General features: G+C 35.4%; 15 protein-coding genes, 4 tRNA genes and 1 pseudogene. 1 reads left to right on the top strand and 19 read right to left on the bottom strand.

Features of this window, described 5'->3' with window-relative positions; all coding sequences use genetic code 11:
- Nucleotide 1: 1 nt before the first annotated feature.
- Together ACWNMZ_RS03075 and ACWNMZ_RS03070 are read right to left on the bottom strand one after the other, a co-directional pair.
- A complete protein-coding gene (locus ACWNMZ_RS03075; RefSeq protein WP_065429117.1) occupies nucleotides 2–163 on the bottom strand; it encodes a CxxH/CxxC protein in 162 nt (53 codons plus the stop codon).
- Nucleotides 164–433: 270 nt separating this feature from the next.
- Nucleotides 434–1,645, bottom strand: a complete 1,212-nt coding sequence (locus ACWNMZ_RS03070) for a S1C family serine protease (protein WP_109768488.1) — start codon at nucleotides 1,643–1,645, stop codon at nucleotides 434–436.
- Between the two features lie 400 nt (nucleotides 1,646–2,045).
- Here ACWNMZ_RS03070 and ACWNMZ_RS03065 point away from each other — a divergent pair.
- Nucleotides 2,046–3,184: pseudogene (locus tag ACWNMZ_RS03065) on the top strand (IS110 family transposase).
- Nucleotides 3,185–3,362: 178 nt separating this feature from the next.
- Here the strand turns inward: ACWNMZ_RS03065 and ACWNMZ_RS03060 are convergent.
- The 17 genes from ACWNMZ_RS03060 to ACWNMZ_RS02980 all read right to left on the bottom strand — a co-directional run bounded on the left by ACWNMZ_RS03060 (nucleotide 3,363) and on the right by ACWNMZ_RS02980 (nucleotide 18,957).
- Complete coding sequence (locus ACWNMZ_RS03060; RefSeq protein ID WP_031535561.1) at nucleotides 3,363–4,151, bottom strand: MBL fold metallo-hydrolase; 789 nt, start codon at nucleotides 4,149–4,151, stop codon at nucleotides 3,363–3,365.
- 7 nt (nucleotides 4,152–4,158) lie between these two features.
- Nucleotides 4,159–4,959 carry a two-component system regulatory protein YycI gene (locus ACWNMZ_RS03055; RefSeq protein ID WP_031535564.1) on the bottom strand — a complete coding sequence of 267 codons (801 nt, stop codon included), beginning with the start codon at nucleotides 4,957–4,959 and terminating at the stop codon, nucleotides 4,159–4,161.
- Nucleotides 4,946–6,256 (bottom strand): YycH family regulatory protein, encoded by a 1,311-nt coding sequence (locus ACWNMZ_RS03050; RefSeq protein WP_154708542.1) that lies wholly within the window; start codon nucleotides 6,254–6,256, stop codon nucleotides 4,946–4,948. Before ACWNMZ_RS03050 ends, ACWNMZ_RS03055 begins: the two co-directional genes overlap by 14 nt.
- Nucleotides 6,253–8,082: a cell wall metabolism sensor histidine kinase WalK gene (gene walK / locus ACWNMZ_RS03045; protein ID WP_109768487.1), complete on the bottom strand. Its 1,830-nt coding sequence runs from the start codon at nucleotides 8,080–8,082 to the stop codon at nucleotides 6,253–6,255. The genes ACWNMZ_RS03050 and walK overlap by 4 nt, the downstream gene beginning before the upstream one ends.
- 8 nt (nucleotides 8,083–8,090) lie before the next feature.
- Entirely contained in the window at nucleotides 8,091–8,801 is a 711-nt protein-coding gene (yycF, locus tag ACWNMZ_RS03040; protein WP_048718265.1) for a response regulator YycF, read from the bottom strand.
- A gap of 851 nt (nucleotides 8,802–9,652) precedes the next feature.
- Nucleotides 9,653–9,725 (bottom strand) — tRNA-Phe (locus ACWNMZ_RS03035).
- Nucleotides 9,726–9,840: 115 nt separating this feature from the next.
- A tRNA-Asp gene (locus tag ACWNMZ_RS03030) sits at nucleotides 9,841–9,917 on the bottom strand.
- 31 nt (nucleotides 9,918–9,948) lie between these two features.
- Nucleotides 9,949–10,020 (bottom strand) — tRNA-Glu (locus ACWNMZ_RS03025).
- A gap of 18 nt (nucleotides 10,021–10,038) precedes the next feature.
- Nucleotides 10,039–10,114 (bottom strand) — tRNA-Lys (locus ACWNMZ_RS03020).
- 338 nt (nucleotides 10,115–10,452) lie between these two features.
- Nucleotides 10,453–11,745 carry an adenylosuccinate synthase gene (locus ACWNMZ_RS03015; RefSeq protein WP_031535569.1) on the bottom strand — a complete coding sequence of 431 codons (1,293 nt, stop codon included), beginning with the start codon at nucleotides 11,743–11,745 and terminating at the stop codon, nucleotides 10,453–10,455.
- Nucleotides 11,746–11,995: 250 nt separating this feature from the next.
- Nucleotides 11,996–13,360 carry a replicative DNA helicase gene (dnaB, locus tag ACWNMZ_RS03010; protein ID WP_031535572.1) on the bottom strand — a complete coding sequence of 455 codons (1,365 nt, stop codon included), beginning with the start codon at nucleotides 13,358–13,360 and terminating at the stop codon, nucleotides 11,996–11,998.
- A 308-nt stretch (nucleotides 13,361–13,668) separates the two neighbouring features.
- Nucleotides 13,669–14,118, bottom strand: a complete 450-nt coding sequence (rplI, locus tag ACWNMZ_RS03005; protein WP_109768486.1) for a 50S ribosomal protein L9 — start codon at nucleotides 14,116–14,118, stop codon at nucleotides 13,669–13,671.
- The gene (locus ACWNMZ_RS03000; protein WP_048718139.1) at nucleotides 14,115–16,088 is read right to left on the bottom strand and encodes a DHH family phosphoesterase; all 1,974 of its coding nucleotides are present in this window, start codon (nucleotides 16,086–16,088) and stop codon (nucleotides 14,115–14,117) included. The genes rplI and ACWNMZ_RS03000 overlap by 4 nt, the downstream gene beginning before the upstream one ends.
- Nucleotides 16,089–16,506: 418 nt before the next feature.
- Nucleotides 16,507–16,743, bottom strand: a complete 237-nt coding sequence (gene rpsR, locus ACWNMZ_RS02995; protein ID WP_031535579.1) for a 30S ribosomal protein S18 — start codon at nucleotides 16,741–16,743, stop codon at nucleotides 16,507–16,509.
- 41 nt (nucleotides 16,744–16,784) lie between these two features.
- Complete coding sequence (gene ssb, locus ACWNMZ_RS02990) at nucleotides 16,785–17,303, bottom strand: single-stranded DNA-binding protein (RefSeq protein ID WP_109768485.1); 519 nt, start codon at nucleotides 17,301–17,303, stop codon at nucleotides 16,785–16,787.
- Between the two features lie 53 nt (nucleotides 17,304–17,356).
- Nucleotides 17,357–17,647, bottom strand: a complete 291-nt coding sequence (rpsF, locus tag ACWNMZ_RS02985) for a 30S ribosomal protein S6 (protein WP_031535583.1) — start codon at nucleotides 17,645–17,647, stop codon at nucleotides 17,357–17,359.
- Between the two features lie 155 nt (nucleotides 17,648–17,802).
- Nucleotides 17,803–18,957, bottom strand: a complete 1,155-nt coding sequence (locus ACWNMZ_RS02980; protein WP_349204543.1) for a glycosyltransferase family 4 protein — start codon at nucleotides 18,955–18,957, stop codon at nucleotides 17,803–17,805.
- Nucleotides 18,958–19,056 lie beyond the last annotated feature (99 nt).

Genomic DNA, 19,056 nt, shown 5'->3' with positions numbered 1-19,056 from the left:
ATCACTTGTTCGCCACCATATATATGGCGTTATTTTTACAATATTCACAGGTTGTTGATAACTTTTCTTTATCTGAAATTTGTTCCAAAATCGGAAATGTTTCAAACTCATTTACCACAGAATCTATTGCTATATCAACGTGTTCAGCACAACTATAAATCATTTTTCCTTCTCCTTTTAGCGATTGCTTTTTTCATTTTTCTAAAAATAATTGTGGATAATCATTTTTTCTAATCCAATTATTAGTTATCCACATTCCATCTTATCATTCTACCCAAAAACTGCAACCACTCTAACAAAATTCATTTACTTTTCACGATAAGACCTTATCCACAAACAACATCATTATTTTTGGAAAAAAATATTTCTCCTTATTCTCCTTTAATAAAAAAGTAGAGCAAAACTTTTGTCAGTTTTGCTCTACTTTTCTTTTTTACATTTGATCTTCCGATAACGTTAGCTCTGCTGTTTCTAACTTTCCATTGCGATAATATTTTACTTCCATGGAATCGCCAATTTTCTTTTCATTATATAAATGCTTTCTTAAATCAATTAAGTCCACTATTTCTTTGCCATCTAGTTCCACAATAACATCTAGCTCTTTTAATCCTGCTTTTTGAGCTGGTGAATTTGGTGAAACATCTTTAATTGCTACACCTGTAGTGACATCCTCTGGTAACTTTAATGCTTCCTGCTGATAGTAGCCCGGAATATCGCTAACAGATTGCAACTCTACTCCCATGTAGGGTCTTTGTACTTCTCCATGTTCTTCTAAATCCTCAATAATTGGTATAGCTGAATTAATTGGTATCGCAAGCCCAATCCCTTCAACAGCAGATTCGGCAATTTTCATACTATTGATACCGATAAGTTGACCTTCAATATTAACAAGGGCTCCACCACTATTTCCTGGGTTAATAGCAGCATCTGTTTGAATAACCTCTGATTGCCAATCTGGTGTCCCGTCCTCATTAATATCAACTGGAATCGTTCTTTCTAATCCGGAAACAATTCCTTGTGTAACCGATCCAGAAAAGGTTAACCCTAATGGATTACCAATTGCAATGACAGGTTCACCTGCTTTCAGCGTATCTGAATTACCAAATTCCGCTATCTTTGTTATTTCGCTTGCATCTACTTCGACTACTGCTAAATCTGTCCAAATATCAGCACCAATTAGTTCCGCACTAATTTTCTTTCCGTTTGATAAAGTAACCTCTAGCTCTGTCGCACCTTGCACGACATGATTATTTGTAACAATATATGCCTTGCCATCACTTTTTTTATATATAACACCTGAACCTGTACCAGCCTCTTCTGCCGTCGTTTCATCTGCCCAGAAATTAGAGGACTGCAGATTGGTAATTCCAACAACTGAATCAGCTGCTTTATCAACTGCCTTTGTGACATCTGTTTCGACATTCAATGAGACATTCTGCGTTTTTACCCCTTCCGAATTGCTTATCACACTCCCGCCTTCTTCCTTATTCGGAAGAATCGCTAAATCTGTTAACCGTGGGCTAATTAATAAAACAAGTACTGCACCAATAATTGCACCAATAAATCCAGAGAAGAAATATCCTTTTCGTGACCTTTTCTTCTGCCCATCTCCCTGATTCCCATAATCGTAATCCACGAGCTTCATTCCTTTCTACAGACATTATCTAAATACTTTTCTAACATATTCTTTATTATTTTTCCTTTTTTTTAAAAAAACAAACGAACTACTTAGAGATGTTTTCACCATATGATACCCAAAAGCGTTGATAGCATACTTCCATTTTTCCATAAAAAACAATCATGATCTTTCGCTCTTAACCCAGGAATGAAAATTGGTTCCCCACACCATAATGTAGATACCACAAACAGTGAGTATATGACGTGGCTCTTATTGGTGGTCTTACCCTGTACAAAAAACTGTTGGAATGAATTTGGTGCACAACCCATTGTTAGCTCTCTCCTATGAGAGATGACTACGAACAGAAAAATGCTTAATTTCAAATTCATTCCACTGTTTGTGGAATATATTCTGGAAGGTTGAACAAATGGAAACATTGTACAAACGGTGTGCTGGCTTGGATGTTCACTCAGAGACTATTGTAGCCTGTGTCCTAATGGGTGAATCAGAGGCAGACCTGGTAAAAGAAACTGAAATGAAACATTTCCTACTATGACTAAAGACTTGTTTCGGCTTCTAAAGTGGTTAGAAGAAAAAGAGGTAACTCATATTGCGATGGAAAGCACTGGCGTTTACTGGAAACCTGTTTATAACATCTTAGAAGATTTTTTTGATATTACCTTGGCAAACGCACAAAGAATCAAAAACGTTCCCGGTAGAAAGACAGATGTGTCAGATGCAGAATGGATTGCCAAATTATTAAGACATGGATTAATAGAGAAGAGCTTTGTTCCTCCAGAGGACATAAGAAATCTAAGGGATCTAACTCGTCTCCGCAAGAAATGGATTGGTCATATGACATCTGAAAAGAATCGAATCCAAAAGGTACTTGAGACTTCAAATATCAAATTAAGTACAGTAATTTCAGATGTATTTGGAGTTTCCGGCAGGAAACTTTTAGAACAACTAATGTCTAATGGTTACTTAGATCAAAAAGACGTTGAACAAAGAATTCATGGTCGAATGGCTCATAAAAAACAGTCAATTACAGACTCCTTGTTTGGTACGATAAATGACCACCAATTATTTCTTATCAAACAATCTTGGATGCACATTGTCTATCTAGAAGAGTTAATATCAGATATTGAAAAAAGGATAGATGAAATCTTAAAAGACTACAAAGAAGAAGTGGATATCATTGTCACGATGACAGGTATTAAAAAAGATACAGCAGCTACAATAATTGCAGAAATCGGAGTAAATATGGAACAATTTCCGACTTCCAAACATATTGCTTCCTGGGCAGGATTATCACCAGGAAATAATGAAAGTGCAGGGAAAAGAAAAAGCACACGGACGGTGAAAGGAAACCCCCATATTAAGTCAGCACTTTGCGAAGCTGCGTGGGCAGCATCACGAAGTAAAAACACCAGGTTATCCGCTAAATATTGGTCACTAGCTGCAAGAAGAGGAAAGAAAAAAGCACTCGTTGCCATTGGACATCGAATGCTTACAATCATCTATCACATGCTAAAGAACAAAGAACCCTACCATGAGTCAACATAAATTAGCAGTATAGACAAAAGTTAAAAAAGATATTCGAGATACCATAAATTCAGGTACCTCTGCTTTCCTATTGCAAAAATTGCATTAATAATATCATTAACACAACTGATCTTGTTTAAACCCATATTTATTTTCACAGAAAAAAGCGAATAACCAAGTATCCGCTTTTTTTATCCACTTATATTGCCATCATTTTTGTCGGTATTCTAGGATCTGTATCAAATAAAGTAACCTGTTCCCCTAACCCGACTCCACGGCTTTCCAATGTCTGTCCAACTGACATTCTGGCTAAATCCTTCATATTATTATCTAAGCTTAGGTGAGCAAGATAAATATGCTTTGTGCGATCTCCAATTACCTCGCTCATTGCAATTGCTGCATCTTCATTACAGACATGCCCTACATCGCTTAAAATACGTCTTTTAATATTCCATGGATATTTTCCCATCCTCAGCATCTGCACATCATGGTTGCTTTCAAACACATAGGAATCTGCATTGGAAATGATTCCTTTCATTCGATCACTAACATAACCTGTATCTGTGATTAGTACGAGCTTTTTCTCTCCTTCATGGAATACATAAAACATTGGCTCTGCCGCATCATGGGATACGCCAAAGGATTCAATGGATAAATTGCCAAATGTCTTAACGGTTTCCATATCAAATTGAAATTTCTGCTCTGTGGGAATTTCGCCGATTAAGGGATCCATTGCTTTCCACGTTTTTTCATTTGCATAGATAGGTAATTTATATTTTCTTGCAACAATTCCTACCCCTTTAATATGGTCACTATGCTCATGTGTCACTAATATCCCTTTTAAATCACTCATTTTCCGTTCAATGCCTTGAAATAAGCCTTCCATTTGCTTTCCGCTTAATCCAGCATCAACTAAAAAGGAATGATCTTCTGTTTCAACAAAGATGGCATTTCCTGTACTGCCACTTGCGAGAACACTAAACCGCATTTTTCTCTCACTCCAATTTCATTTCCTCTGTTTCTGGTTGAATAACTGCCCCGTCCAAAGCATTTACATAAAAGTCTTCTTCATCCACTGTTACTTTCCAAGTTGGAGCAAGCAATTGTGCAGATGTATCAAGCTGTGTATAATAGCCTAATTCTACATAGCTTACATACGAATCACTTTCTATGAAGTTATTTGTAAATAAGTTCAGAATAACATCCAACGGCTGAATAATGTTTTCTTTTTCATCCATTTCTTGAATTTTTTCCAAATACGTCTGGTTATAGGAAACGATTTTGTTCTCTTCATTTACATTAAAGGTAATTTCACCCTTTGGATTTCGATATAATGTCTTTCCAGCATGCTGTTGATAATACGTAATGGTATTCCCACTCTTTTCCCAAAAGCGATACTCTGAACCGTTAAGCACTTGATTAAACAGAAATTCAGTTAACTCCTCTGGGTCAAAATCTTCTTTAATACTAATTGGCTCCACTAACACTGCTTGAAGATATATGCTATCTCTTACGGTAATTTCTTGACCACTTAATAGCCCTTTTTCCATCTTTTTGATCTCATCATCCGTGAATTTCTTCGACTTCGCTGATAAATATTGATCCTTTTGGTTATTGACTGGAAGCTTTTCTTTATCATATTTAATTCCTAACCGTGAAAGCGTATTGGTCGTTGGCTCTGTTGTATAGTCATCCGCCCGTTGGTATTCTTTAATCTTTATATATTCATAAATTAGATATACATCCAATATTAAGAAGGCAATAATAAATATGGTCTTTATCTTACTCCAGTCCATCTAAGTTGCCTCCTGTTCCTTCCGAATATAAGGTATACCATTTATTATCATATTGGTAAAACCAGGTTGGTTCTAAGGAAACGATATTTTGCGAATCGACCTGCATATCATATCCCATCACAATATTCTGGAGTTTTTCTGTCTTTAACTTTTTATTATTTTGGAGATATTGTAAAACCTCTTCTCCTGATGAAACCGTCTCTTTTGAAAAATCAAACGGAGTAGTTGTATTAATAATAATTAAATTACTAGTTAAAAGGCGCTTCGCCTTATTATTTTCCCAGAACAAACGAATATCAGATAGTTCTGTTTTCAAATTAAACACAGGCATTCCATTTGTGTTGTATAAACGAAAGGTTATCTTTCTGTCTTCATCTCGTCCCACATATAAATAGTCATTAATCCAGCCACCTCGCTGATTGATTAGATCGATACTATTATTAATGATATGCTTCTGAATCGTTTCGTTCGAAATGCCAGAAGGTTTAAAGAAGCTGACAATATGGGTATCTTTATATATTCTAAGTAAACCCGAATCGTCTGTATACTCTTCCCAATTTGTTAAAATTTCTTTTTGGGCGATACTAGGATTAGTAAATAATGCTCTTTTCAATCGAATAGATTCGATTTGTCTCGTAAAATATTTGTATTTATTGACTTCCCTTTTCTCACTAGGTAAGTAAATTAAATACTGATCATTTGGTTTATACGAAAAATAGGTAGAATACACTGTTTTTTCATTAAAGACACTATCTTTAAATTGATTCAGTTCCTCAACATATTTCGATCGTACCGATGTTTCATATACTTTCCCCGTTTCTTTAGACAGAAAATAAACCTTTCCATCCTTATATGAAAACAAAATCGTATCAAAATCAAAGGAATTATCCTGATCTACTCTTAAAATATCTTTGTAAATTCGAAAAGGAACTTGTCCTGGAAATCTTATTTCCAAACTATTATCCTGCTCTTCTAAAAAGCTTGCTACACTTTCTACTTTTGAAGTTATATTACGAAAATCTCCATACTCAAATTCTTTAAGCTTCTGGATAATAGAATCTATTTCTTCCCTTGAAATTGTACCATAATGATTCCCATCTATGTGTTGGTAAATTCCGTCTGGCTTTACAACTTCACTTACTTCCTTTGTTTCTCCTAATTCCTCCAGAGCAGTAGTTGACCCACTACCAATTGAATCAAATTCCCCACCCTGATCTGTCCAAAGGAGATAATATAATAACACACTTAAAGCTACGAGAAAGATTAAAATACCGCTTTTTACACTCTCATATTTCATCCCCAATCATCCTCTTCAGATTGAATATACGGTAGGGTGAAAGATATTTTTGTTCCTTTGCCTTCTTTACTGGATGCCCAAATTCTTCCCCCATGTGCTTCTACCATTTCTTTTGCGATTGCAAGGCCAAGTCCAGTTCCACCGAGCTTTCGTGTTCTCGCTTTATCAACACGATAGAAACGATCAAATATTTTATCAATATTTTCTTTCGGTATACCAACACCATTATCTGATACACTTACGATTATTTGCTGTTCCTGTTCCTTAATGGAGAAGGTAATGTTTCCACCTTCAGGAGAGTACTTCATTGCATTGGAAATTATATTATCTAGTACTTGTGTTAATTTATCTTCATCAATTTCAACAAATGCTGCTTTCTTTGGCAATTTTCTTATGAAGCTAACATTTTGTTGTTTCGTCAATTCAAAACGGTCAATAATTCGATTATAAAAAACGATAAAATCAACAAGTTCTTTATTTAACTGATAATCACGGCTATCTAATTTAGAAAGCTGCAATAAGTCATTTACTAAGCGTATCATTCTCTCGGTCTCATTTTGGGTGACATTTAAGAATTTTGGAGCCAATTCTTCATCTTTCCAAGCTCCATCATATAAAGCTTCTACATAACTGCGCATCGTAGTTAACGGGGTACGCAATTCATGGGAAACATTCGCTACAAATTCTTTTCTTTCCATATCAATTTTTTCCTGCTCCGTAATATCATGGAGGACCGTAATCAAACCATTAACAAACCCTGTCTCTTTTTGTATAACCGAAAAATTAGCCCGTAAAATATATGGCTCATAATGAGTACTATAATCCAAAATAACCGATTCTCTTTCCTCCAATAGCTCCTCAAATGTATATTTCCCATTAAGATCAAGGAGATTAATAATTGGCTCCGAGAGTACTGTTTCACGTGAAACATCTAGCATCTTTGCAGCTGGCTCATTTATAAGAATAATTCGCCCTTTTCGATCTGTTGCAATTACTCCATCTGTCATATAGGCTAAAACAGATGATAATTTTCGCCGCTCACTTTCTGTTGTTGCCTGTGATTCTTGAAGCTTCTTTGTTAAATTATTAAACGTGATTGCTAATTGTCCAATCTCATCAAAACCATATACTTTAACCTTTCTGGAGAAATTCCCCTTCGATAAAGCAAAGGCATGCTTTTGCATATCTGAAATAGGCTTTGTAATCGTTCTTGCTAATAAGACTCCTAATATTGCCGTTACAAATAAAGTGATAATCGTTCCTTTTTGAAAGATTTGATTGATCTTGTCAATTTGTTTATAGACATTCTCAATCTTGCCCTCTAAATAAATGGCTCCGACTATTTCATCCCCATTTGTTTTTATAGGCGTAATCAGCTCATAGATTTTCTCACCGTTTTTCTGCTTAATTGGATTATCCGGTTGAGAGGCGTTTGAGAGAACTCTCCTTACCGAAACATCAACCATTTTCTGGCCGACCAAATGTTGGTTTTCCGGATCAGAGGTTCCAACGATAATGCCATTACTATTAACAACTCTGATTTCTTTAATATCAGATGAATTATTATCACTTAAAATTCTTTTGATATCTTCCTCTAATGTTGAATCACCGTTTTCAACAAATCGTTCCTTTACGAGCTGCTCTTCTAAATAGATAGATAAAATATTTACTTTCTCTTGAATCGATATTTTAAAACTGTCTAATAGCGTTGTTTGTAGGGTTTTTACAAAATAAACCCCAATTATTTGAATAGAAATAAGAATAAGCAAAACAATAACTAATACAAGCTTCAAATGAATAGAACGAAAAAAACTTACTTTTTTCATTAATAAATTTACTCCTGCTCAGGATTTCTTAAATAGTAGCCAACGCCTCTTCTTGTCACGATCCAAGTCGGATGACTAGGATTATCTTCAATCTTTTCTCTTAATCTTCTTACCGTTACATCGACTGTTCGTACATCACCATAGTAGTCATAGCCCCATACTGTTTGAAGCAAGTGCTCTCTAGTCATAACTTGTCCTATATGTTTTGCTAAATAATAAAGTAATTCAAACTCACGATGCGTTAGCTCGATCATTTCGCCTCTTTTTGAAACGATGTAAGCATCTGGATGAATAATAAGGGAACCAACTTCAATTTCATTCGTTTCTTTTTCTTCTTCTGCAGCAGATGAAACTTGCTGATGTCGTCTAAGATTTGCTTTTACACGTGCAATTAACTCTCTTGTACTAAAAGGCTTTGTCACATAGTCATCTGCACCTAATTCTAGCCCTAAAACCTTATCTATTTCTGAATCCTTTGCCGTTAACATAATGATGGGCATTTCATATTTCTTTCTGACTTCACGACATACTTCCATGCCATCTCTTTGCGGAAGCATAATATCAAGCAATACTAAATCTGGCTGGATTTCTTCCACTTTCTCTAGGGCTTCATTGCCATCATAAGCACAATACACTTCGAAGCCTTCTTTCTTTAAATTAAATTGCAGAATATCTGCAATTGGTTTTTCATCATCTACAACTAAAATCTTTTTATTCATTCAGGTATTCTCCTTCTATCAAAGTTTATCTATCGTAACTTCCATACTTTTATTGTTTACTTCTACTGTCTACTTTACCATTTTAAATTTATATAATCACTTTTTTTCTATTATAAGTTTAGTGATACGTTAGCTTTATCCTCTTTGTTTAGATCGCTTGATGACTACTTTCTCATCATTGCTTTATCCTCTAAATAGCCACAAATAAAAAAGACAGTGAAGCTTTCTCTATAAGCCCACTGAATCTTTCATCCATTGAGGATTAAAAAATCCCTCTATAAGAGAGGGTTACCATTTCCGATTATTCTACTTCATTCCAATGCATGGGAAATCTCCCTGCATCATTCATTATCGAAACATCCTTTTTAGGCTATTGTATATGACCTCAATTCATAGTATAGCAATAGAAAGAGCCTCATTTTACTATAAGAAAAAAATACAAATGAAGATAGCTAAATTATTGAAACCTTTTATACTAGATAATCGTCTATATATATGAGTTTCATTTTCCCTTAATTTTGACAAGGAAATCCTTTCCTAGAATGGATTTCCTTGTCCTTTTTTTATCTATTATAGCCTCTACTTATTCTTCACTAGACAGTAAAATAATTCCCCTCCCTGCTAGTAATTCACTTTATATATAAAGATTATTATGAAGAAGGCATATACATTTACTTTAGCATATATTTAAAGGAAATAATGTTTTGCTATTATATTGTAATGAAATTGTTGTATTATTATCATGTTATGCAGAGATTTGTAATAGAAAGGATCTTTCGCGGTTTATTTACAGGGAAATAATTTGGGCATAAAAAAAACAACGAACATTCGTTGTGAATACAAAATCAAGGTGGCTCAGGACGGAATCGAACCGCCGACACAAGGATTTTCAGTCCTTTGCTCTACCGACTGAGCTACTGAGCCAAACTATGGTGACAAATGCTTAGCTCTAACATTTAAGCAAAGGTCGTTATTTACTTGTCTTCATTATGTATAAGATAAATGTATATAAAATATGCAAATGCATAGGAAGAAAAAATGGCGGTCCGGACGGGACTCGAACCCGCGACCTCCTGCGTGACAGGCAGGCATTCTAACCAACTGAACTACCGGACCATTTTTTGCATAATATCTCTAAAAGATATTATGACCCATACGGGATTCGAACCCGTGTTACCGCCGTGAAAGGGCGGTGTCTTAACCGCTTGACCAATGGGCCATGATTGATATCTATAAATGGTGAGCCATGGAGGATTCGAACCTCCGACCCTCTGATTAAAAGTCAGATGCTCTACCGACTGAGCTAATGGCTCCTATTATGAGCTTGTCTCTTTTGTTTTTGTCATTTGCGACGCTTTTTATATTAGCATATTATCAAAATAAAAAGCAATACTTTTCTTAAAACTTTTTTAATTTTTTTTTATTTTGCTCTAAGCTACATTTCCCTTTTAAGATTAATGTACTTTTTTGCGTTTGTTTATAAATCCACAACCTTACCATTATCGCAAATTCAAATGCTAGCCAACAACCATTAAGAATAAGTTAATCGTCTCTTTAATTCAAACAAAGTAGTCTGTATTCTCTCATACCCATCTATCTACTTGGAAAAACAAAGGTCGTTCAAAATTTAGAACGACCTTTATTTTCATGTTTAGATTTGTCTCCAAGGGCTGTGTATAATATTTGTTTGTGTACGATCCGGCCCAACAGAGAACATAGATAATGGAATCCCAGTTAACTGTGATACTCTTTCTAAATAATGACGAGCATTTGCCGGAAGATCGCTTAGTGTTTTACAGCTAGTAATGTCTTCTGTCCAGCCTGGTAGCTCTTCATATACTGGCTCACATTCTGCTAATACTTTTAGGCTTGCTGGGAACTCTTCCATTACTTCCCCTTTGTATTTATAAGCAACACAAATTTTTAACGTTTCAATTCCTGTTAAAACGTCAATGGAATTTAGAGAAAGATCTGTAATACCACTAACACGACGAGCATGTCGAACTACTACACTATCAAACCAGCCAACACGACGTGGTCTACCAGTTGTTGTTCCATATTCACGACCAACTTCTCTAATTTGGTTTCCAATTTCATCATTTAATTCTGTTGGGAAAGGTCCGTCTCCAACTCTTGATGTATAGGCCTTTGATACACCTACAACATGTTTAATTTTAGTTGGCCCAACACCTGAACCAATTGTTACGCCTCCAGCTACTGGATTAGAAGAAGTGACAAATGGATAAGTACCTTGGTCAATATCAAGCATTACCCCTTGAGCACCTTCAAAAAGAACTCTGCGTCCATCATCTAATGCATCATTTAATACAACAGAAGTGTCACAAACATATTGCTTAATTTGTTGACCATATTCATAATATTCATTTAAAATATCCTCTAATTTAAAGCCTTCTGTTTCATAGATGCGCTCTAACAGACGATTTTTTTCCACTAAGTTTCTTGCAAGTTTTTCTTCAAATACTTCTCTATCTAATAAATCAGCAATACGGATACCAATACGTGCAGCTTTATCCATATAAGCTGGTCCAATGCCTTTTTTCGTTGTTCCAATTTTGTTAGCACCTTTGCTTTCTTCTTCCACTTCATCTAATTTCAGATGATAAGGAAGAATAACATGTGCACGATTGCTAATTCGTAAGTTATCTGTTGTAACATTACGGTCATGTAAGTACTTTAACTCCGCAATAATTGCTTTTGGATCCACTACCATACCGTTTCCAACAACACTAATTTTTTCTTTATAAAATATCCCAGATGGAATTAAGTGTAATTTATACGTTTCGCCATTAAACTTAATTGTATGTCCTGCATTGTTACCACCTTGATAACGTGCAATCACTTCTGCATTTTCAGATAGAAAATCGGTAATTTTACCTTTTCCTTCGTCTCCCCACTGCGTTCCTACCACCACTACTGATGACATATCCTAGAGCACCTCCACAGGTTTCTATATCTTTTTATTATATCCTTAATCAAACATTCCTATTTTACCAACTTTTTAACATAAAAGTCAACAAAACACGAACAATCTTTTTAATCAATTAAAGTTATGTTCGTAAAAACTGATAAATAAAGATAGATAATTTTGTAGTATTTGCTCCTATTGATGCATTTATTCATCTAAAAAAAGCATAAAAAAAGATTAGTAGCTTTAAAACTACTAATCTTTTTTATTAGGCCCCTGTCGGCATCGCACCATCCTCAAAACGCCGTTCTAGATTAACGAATTTATTGTATTCTTTTACAAAGGCTAGCTGTACGGTTCCAGTCGGACCATTACGCTGTTTCGCAATAATGATTTCGATAATATTCTTGCTTTCTGATTCTTTATCATAGTAATCATCACGATATAAGAAGGCTACAATATCCGCATCCTGCTCAATACTTCCTGATTCCCTGATATCGGACATCATCGGACGCTTATCTTGTCTTTGCTCTACACCCCGTGATAACTGAGATAAGGCAATGACAGGCACTTGAAGTTCACGTGCAAGCTGTTTTAAGGAACGAGAAATTTCCGATACCTCTTGCTGTCTATTTTCACCAGCACGGCCACTTCCCAAGATTAGCTGTAAGTAATCAATTAATATCATTCCTAAGCCGTGTTCTTGCTTTAGACGACGGCATTTTGCTCTTATATCTGTAATCTTTACCCCTGGTGTATCATCAATGAAAATACCTGCATTGGACAAGCTTCCCATTGCCATCGTTAGCTTTCCCCAGTCCTCATCTGTTAACGATCCTGTACGTAGACGCTGGGCATCTATATTCCCTTCTGCACATAGCATACGCATGACAAGCTGCTCTGCTCCCATCTCCAAACTAAAAATGGCTACATTTTCACCTGTTTTTACAGCAACATTCTGAGCGATATTTAAGGCAAAGGCCGTTTTACCAACAGATGGTCTTGCTCCAACGATAATTAAGTCATTTCGCTGAAATCCTGCCGTCATTTTATCAAGTTCAGCAAACCCTGTTGCTATCCCTGTAATATCGCCTTTGCGATTATGCATTTCTTCAATATTATCGTATGTTCGAACAAGAACATCTTTGATATTATGAAACGCCCCAGCGTTTTTCCGCTGTGCTACTTCTAAAATATTCTTTTCTGCTTCACTTAATAAAGCTTCTACTTCATCTTCACGTGAATACCCATCTTGGGCAATATTCGTTGCTGTTCGAATTAAGCGGCGCAACAATGACTTTTCTTCCACAATTTTTGCATAATATTCTATATTTGCAGCAGTAGGTACCGAAGCAGCCAACTCACTTAAATAGCTGACTCCACCTGTATCCTCCAAATTATTGGTTGCTGCTAACTCTGATGTCACTGTAATTAAATCGACTGCTTTTCCTTCGTCATTTAATTTCAGCATTGTCGTATATATTCTTTGATGTGCGCCTCTATAAAAATCTTCTGGTATAAGGATCTCAGAAGCTAATGTTAAACTTTGTGGTTCAAGGAAAATGGCCCCGAGTACAGCTTGTTCTGCCTCAATATTCTGTGGGGGCATTCGATCATTTAAAACTTCACTCAATCTATAAAACCTCCTTAAAATGAGAGGATATGATAAAAAACATAGCCTAGATTAAAAAAAGCAACAATCTATTTTACAAAAAGAGCATCCTTCCTGCTAAAGAAAGGTATTTTTGTAACAGCTGTTCCTTTTTCTCTTCTTTCCAATTACCTATTTAAAATGATATATCTTTTTATAAAGCTCTAATATTCATCTACATTTTTTGTTAAAAATCAGTCAAACAAAAAATGTGACCAGCTAAACCTGTATCACATTTTCTTAATCTTATTCTATTTTAACATGTTTAGAGATAAATGGAACTTCCAATATTAGCTTAATTCCTTAACATGTACATTTAAAGTTGCTGAAACCTCATGGTGAAGCTTTACGGGAACCTTTGTCACGCCTAGAGAACGAATAGCATCATTTAAATCAATTTTTCTTTTATCGATTTTAATTTGATGCTTTTTATTTAATTCATCTGCAATTTGCTTACTTGTAATAGATCCAAACAATCTGCCGCCTTCACCTGATTTGGCATGCAGCTCAACTGTTACTTTTTCCAGCTTTTCTTTTAATTCTTTTGCTTTTTCTAGTTCTTCCATCGCTTGTTTCTCTTCTTTTTTCTTTTGAGCATTTAGCGTACTAACTGCTGATGCATTTGCTTCGACAGCCAATCCCTGTTTTAAAAGAAAGTTATGTGCATAACCATCTGCAACGTTTTTCACTTCGCCTTTTTTCCCTTTACCTTTTACATCTTTTAGAAAAATTACTTTCATTCTTTTCTTCTCCCTTCGAAATACTCATCTATTGCTAGCTTTAGTCTTGCTTCTACTTCTTCCATTGGCATATTTGAAAGCTGGGTAGCTGCATTGGTTAAATGGCCTCCACCATGTAAGCTTTCCATAATAATTTGGACATTGATTTCTCCTAAAGAGCGAGCACTTATACCCATCATTGTTTCTCCTCTAGGAGCTATTACAAACGAGGCAATGATTCCATCCATTGTTAATAAAGTATCTGCTGTTTGTGCAATCAGAACACTATCCACTACTTCGCCTTCTTTGGCAGTGGCTATTGCAATACCCTCTTTATAAAATTGAACATTTTCAATTATTTTCGCTCTTTTCACATAGTTTTCAATGTCCTCTTTGAGAAACTTCTGAACAAGAACTGTATCTGCTCCTTGTCCTCTTAAATAGGACGCTGCATCAAAGGTTCGAGCTCCTGTTCTTAAGGTAAAGCTTTTCGTATCAACAATAATTCCTGCTAACAGAGCTGTTGCTTCTAGCATTTCAATTTTAACACTTTTTGGTTGATATTCTAATAATTCAGTAACAAGTTCAGCAGTTGAAGAAGCATATGGTTCCATATAGACAAGAAGTGGATTCTCAATAAATTCCTCACCTCGTCGATGATGGTCAATTACTACTACATCTTCTATTTTATTCAATAAATGCTCTTCTATCACTAGAGAAGGCTTATGTGTATCAACAACTACTAGCAAAGTATCCCCTGTTGCCATCTCTAAAGCTTGATCAGGTGTAATAAATTTCATAAATAGAGACTCTTGCTTTTTAATTTCTTCTAGCAGCCTTCTAACAGCTGTATCTATTTCCTGAAAATTAATGACGATAAATGCATCTTTTTGATTCATTTGAGCAACTTTATGAATTCCAATTGCTGCGCCAATAGCATCCATGTCAGGATTTTTATGTCCCATTATAATAACTTTGTCACTATCTAAGACTAATTCTTTTAAAGCATGGGAAATAACTCTGGCTCTAACTCTTGTTCGTTTTTCTACTGGATTAGTTTTTCCACCATAGAATTTCACTTTACCATTCGGCTGTTTAATTGCAACCTGATCTCCGCCTCTTCCTAGGGCTAAATCAAGGCTAGATTGCGCAATATTCCCTAGCTCTGGCAAGGAGGATACGCCTGATCCTACCCCAATACTGAGTGTTAAAGGAACATTCTGCTTTGTTGTTAATTCTCTAACATCATCTAATATGGTGAATTTCCCTTTCTCCAAGCTTTGTAAAATATGTTCATTAAAAATAGCAATGAAGCGATCAGAAGATATTCGTTTTAATAATACTCCATTATCTGTAGCCCATTTATTTAAAATGGCAGTAACAGTATTATTGATGCTACTTCTCGTCTGGTCATCCATCCCTTGTGTTAAATCATCATAGTTATCTAAAAAGATAATCGCAATTGCAGTACGTTCATCTTCATAAAGCTTCTCAATTTGCGTTTGCTCTGTAACATCGAAAAAATATAAAAGGCGCTCTTCCACTTTATGAATAACTCGAAATTTCCTTTCATGCAATGTAATGATTTCTGTTTCGACCTCTTGTTTAATTAAGGGGATAATCGATGGTGAAACATCATATAATGACCTTCCAACAAGTGTATCCTCTGCAAAACAAGATGCCAAAAAGGGATTGGTCCATTCAATATAATAGTCATCATTTATAAGCATGATTCCTATCGGCATTTCCATTAGGGCCTCTTCCCCCACCTTTTTGACTCGGTAGGAAAGAGTCGTTATATACTCTTCCGTTTCCTTTCTTTGACGACTTTCTATTCGTAAGATGAAATAAAAAGGGGTAACAAAAAGGACTAACCCAATTAAGGAAAATACCCAGTTATAAAAAGAGAGGATTCCAAGCATGATAATGGTAATACCGATTAAACATATTAATGGATACCGTATGGATCCTTTCTCTAAAAAAGTAGGCAATTTTTCTCCTCCTAAAACTCGTGAGATTTCACATAATCCTTGCTATGTATTCTTTATACCTGATACTATTATACCCCATTAAACTAAATTAAAATATAAAAAGGTCTATCCCTCTTCGGTTATCCAAATAATAGAGGATATAGGATATAGGATATACATAACCAGAAAGGGTTTGCATCATCACTTAATATTTTACTATCATTCTGATTCTTCTTCAACGAAGTTACTCAGAAGAAATACTAGAATAAAAATAAAGCAGACATCTTTAGGACATAAGCAGTACAAAAAAAGAAGCTTTTCCAAATAATGATGTAGGTATTGTATTGGACAGAAAAAAATGCGACAGAGTGGTTCATTTTCCCAAAATAATACAAAAACCCTATTAAACAAAAGTCTAATAGGGTTTTTTATAGGCTAATTATTCTCCACTAACGTATGGTAGTAAAGCCATAGTACGTGCACGTTTAATAGCAATCGTTAATTTACGTTGGTATTTAGCGCTTGTACCTGTTACACGACGAGGTAAAATTTTACCGCGTTCTGAGATGAATTTTTTTAGTAAATCTACATCTTTATAATCGATTTTAGTGATGCCGTTAGCTGTAAAGTAACATACTTTACGACGTTTAGCACGGCCACCTCTGCGTCCACCCATTGCCATGAGATTAACCTCCTTTTTTGATCATCAAAATTACATTAGAATGGTAAATCATCATCTGAAATATCGATTTGACCGCTATTTGCAAATGGATCTTCATCCACTTTCGTATAATCCTGATTATTTCTATTTGTTTGAGGTCGCTGATTCTGATAATTATTTGATCCTCCAAAAGGATTATCTTGTTCTCTTGGGGCACCATAATTCATGTTGTCACTTCTATTATTAGCAGAGCTGTTTCTAGGTTCTAAGAACTGAACACTTTCTGCTAATACTTCGGTTACATATACACGCTTTCCGTCTTGTCCATCATAGCTACGCGTTTGAATACGACCATCGACACCCGCTAAACTTCCTTTTTTCAAGTAGTTAGCAACGTTTTCTGCTGGTTTTCTCCAAATAACACAGTTAATGAAGTCTGCTTCTCTTTCACCTTGCTGATTTGTAAAGGTACGGTTAACAGCAAGTGTGAACGTTGCAACAGCAACTCCACTTGGTGTGTAGCGCAACTCCGGATCCTTAGTTAAACGGCCAACAAGAACTACCCGATTCATCATCAGTTTCAACTCCCTTCCATCTAAAATGTTTCACGTGAAACATTGTTTATATATTATTTTGCTTCATCTTTAACTACGATGTGGCGAATGATATCTTCGTTGATCTTAGCTAAACGAGAGAATTCTTCAACCGCTACTGGTGCAGCGTTAACTTTTACTAATTGATAGTAACCATCGCGGAAATCATTGATTTCATATGCAAGGCGACGTTTACCCCACTCTTTTGATTCTGCTAATTCCGCTCCATTATCTGTAAGAATAGCGTTGAAACGCTCAACAAGTGTTTTCTTAGCCTCATCTTCAATATTTGGACGGATGATGTACATAATTTCGTACTTTTTCATCACTTTCACCTCCTTTTGGTCTAGACGGCCCATAGTTGGGCAAGGAGCAACTATACATTACTCACAAGGTAAAAGTATAGCATACTTCGTTTCAAATGGCAATGTACTAAAAATAACATAAGCTATTACTATTTTATCTTCGTTTAATTAGACTTTTATGCATACTTTTTATTTAATCCTTGTCGGGTTTGAAGTACTTCACAATACTCGCATAACAATCCATCAAAAATTGTGTCCCATGATTGCGTTAACGCATAGATTCTAGCTTCTCTCCCCATGCTCCCTCTCATCTTTTCATCAAATAACAATTCGCTAATAGCTTGAAGAAAGCTTTCAGCATTTTGTTTTTTGCATATTCTGCCATTGATATGATCTATGACAAAGTCTTTTACGCCACCCTCATTAGCAACAATTGCTGGAGTTCCACAAGCCATTGCTTCTAATACAACATTTCCAAAGGTTTCTGTATAGGATGGGAAAACGAAAAGGTCGGCTCCTGCATATATCCTTGCCAAGTCATCCCCTTTTATATAACCAGTCAATGTAATATTTTGTTGTGACTTTTCCTTTTCTCTCCAAGCCTCCTTATTTGGTCCATCTCCAACTATTAGCCAATGGACTGATTCCTTTATATTCGAGGGCAATTTATCCACGATATCATTTAATGTAGCCAAATCTTTCTCTGGAGCTAATCTCCCTACATACAATAAAATATGGTTTTCTCTGATATGGTACTTCCTTCTAATTTGTTCTTTCGCATCGATGTTTGGCGTGAAAAGTTTAGAATCAATCCCTCTTCCCCAAACTTTTAATTCTCGAAAATCCAATGACTCTAATTTTCTTTGGGTTTCGTTACTGGGAACAAAAATTCTTTCTGTTGATTGATGGAACCATTTTAAATATTTCCATAAAAATGGCTCTAGTAAGGAAGCATGATAATATTTAAGATATTGATCAAAATTAGTGTGATAAGAAGAAACAACTGGGATATTTAATTTTTTGGCAGCGAATAATCCATACAGTCCCATCATATAAGGTGTAGCCAGATGAATTAGATCTGGTTTAAACTGTTTTAGATTATTTTCTATCTTTCTTGGGTTCGTAATAACTGTCCGGCACTCTGGATAAACAAAAAATGGAAGGCTAGGAAATTGGTTGATATTTGGGTATGTAGTAGAAGATTTATTTTCTGGAGAATATACTTGATAAGAAATTTGCTTTTTTTCCAAATGGTTACTAAGCCTCTTCAACGTCTGTGCAACACCATTCACTTGAGGAAAATAAGTGTCTGTGAAAATGGCAATTTTCAAAAATTCCACTCCCTTTTTATCAGTTAGTTATAGCTATTCCTAGCTTATCATTGCCATGCTTGGATAGTTTTAAAGAATTGTAAAAAGAGTGTACATTAT

It is taken from the genome of Niallia sp. Marseille-Q9988, from assembly GCF_976954375.1.
This window is presented reverse-complemented; position numbering and strand designations above follow the sequence as displayed.